Consider the following 1537-nt stretch of genomic DNA (forward strand, 5'->3'; position numbering starts at 1 on the left):
GGCGGGTGGAGGGCGTCGGCGAGGGGCTCGATCGCCTCCAGGAGGCGGGCGGAGACCTGGCGGGTCGCGTTCGCGTCCCGCCGCTTCCCCGGCAGGGACCGGGCGTCGCGACCGGGGAGCTCGGCGAGAATGCGCAGCTCCCGCGTCAACGCCCCCATCAGGCTCCTGATCTCGGCGAGCGCGGAGTCGAGTTCCTCAGCGGTGTGGCGCGCGATGGCGTCCACCAGCCGGGCCTCGGCGACGTCCTCGGCTCCGGCGGCTCTCGCCCGCACGGCGTGCAGCGCCTGATATCCGATCCATGCCCTGAGGGAGGACAGCAGCGCGTTGGTGTCGAAGACGATGGCCTCGGCGTTCGTCTCCAGGTACTCCCGGCGGGCCCGCCCCTCGCCGCCGGGGATCCGCCGGATGTGATGGCTTACGTTCAGTCGGTACAACTCCAGCTGCTTGCGCAGCGCCGCCTCACTCCCCGCCACGGTGTCCCACAGGGAGGTGGGGAGCGACTCGACCTCCCGCACCCGGTCGATCACGTGGTTCACGGTGTCGGCGAGTGCCGTCAGTTCGGCCCACTGTTCGTGGCGGATGGCGGTGAGGACCTGGTTCGTCAGCGCGATGTTGGTGCCGACCAGGCGCGTGACCTCGCTCAGCTGCATCTGCAGCGCGATCATGGCCAACGCCGGTCCGATGGCCGCCGCGGCCTGCGCCGCGCTCGCCGCGGTCACGGGGACGAGGCGGGCCTGGCCGACGATCCGACCCGCGGGGGAGAACACCGCCCCGAGGTGGGCGCCGTCCTTGACCGCGAGGGTTCCGCCGGCCCTCAGCAGGGCCTGCGTGGTGTCGCCCAGTCGGTAGAGTCCCTGCGCGCCGGCGAGGGCGTGCGCCGTGTTGCCGGCCACGGTCGCCGTGTTCCCGACCGAGGCCAGGGCCGTGGAGATCCGCTCTCGGTCGGCGACCGGCACGATACCGAAGTCGATCACCCCGGGCCGGAGTTCCGCCGGGGCCTGGCCGAAGACGACGGCGACCCCCGGGAGAACCTCCGTCAGGACCGCCGAGGTCGTCGTCGCGTCGTCGCCCGAGGCTGGTGTCGGATCGGCGGCCACGGGTAAGCCGGTGGAATCGTTCCGGCCGCTCTCCCCGGGTTCGGGATTCTCCATCGGGTCCGACGGTTCCTGCATGTGATCTCCTCCCCCACGGGCCGCGCAACGGCCGGGCATCCTCCGCGCTGACCGGCGAAGTCTACGGCTCGGGGCCCTGTGGTTCGGGCCGAATCCACCGAGCCGATTCCGGACCGACCTCGATGCGTCGGTGCTTCCCTCCCCCGGGGATCGTCGCGGCGGTTCGCCCTTCACGCCTTCGTGGGTCCACGGGAGGAGTCCTCGGGGCGTCGGGGTCGAGCGGGCCCGGATTCGTCCCGCTTCCCGGCCCTCGGGGTGGGGCCTGCTCCCGTGTGGAAGAGGGTGGTACCACTCCGGGGAGTGCCCCGGGGTCAGGGGGCCGAGCGCGACGGTTCTTTCCCGCCCCGCGACGCGTGGGGCCGGGG

General features: G+C 72.9%; 1 protein-coding gene. It reads right to left on the reverse strand.

The features are described from left to right. A partial coding sequence (locus tag FNQ90_RS22720) for a hypothetical protein (RefSeq protein ID WP_182608059.1) occupies window positions 1-1172 on the reverse strand: 1172 nt, incomplete at its 3' end. Window positions 1173-1537: the final 365 nt, after the last annotated feature.

Source organism: Streptomyces alkaliphilus (assembly GCF_014141535.1).
GTDB classification, from domain to species: Bacteria; Actinomycetota; Actinomycetes; order Streptomycetales; family Streptomycetaceae; genus Streptomyces; species Streptomyces alkaliphilus.